Below are 416 nucleotides of genomic sequence, written 5' to 3'. Positions count from 1 at the left end.
CCGCTACGGAAACAAAGCTAAAGATGGCGCAATTATTTTGACCGAAGCTTTAATTGTTGATGATATTAAGGAGGTCCTAAAACATATGGACCTCCAAAAAGGCAACATTAAGAGCAGCTTTATTGAAGTTAGGAAAGACTCAGCTCCTGTGCTAATGAGTGCTGATATAAAATATTCAGAGACAACCCCTAACCCCCACCTAAAGCTTTCTGCCGATGATCTTCAGCCAGAATTTGATGACATTCTTGCGGTTCAGAATGACGGCGCACAAATTTATACCCGGCAGGAAAACAAACCTCTGATCTTTATTGACGGAGTAGAACAAAAAGATTTTACTTCGTCTGACGTGGATCCTTCAAAAATTAAATCTATTAATGTACTAAAAGATCATAATGCTATTAAGAAATACGGCGATC

General features: G+C 38.7%; 1 protein-coding gene. It reads left to right on the top strand.

Features of this window, described 5'->3' with window-relative positions; all coding sequences use genetic code 11:
• A partial coding sequence (locus tag HC176_RS16885) for a TonB-dependent receptor plug domain-containing protein (protein WP_167920176.1) occupies nt 1–416 on the top strand: 416 nt, incomplete at both ends.

Source organism: Tamlana crocina, from assembly GCF_012037625.1.
The sequence above is the reverse complement of the archived record's forward strand: the minus strand, read 5'-3'. Positions and strand labels throughout refer to the sequence as shown.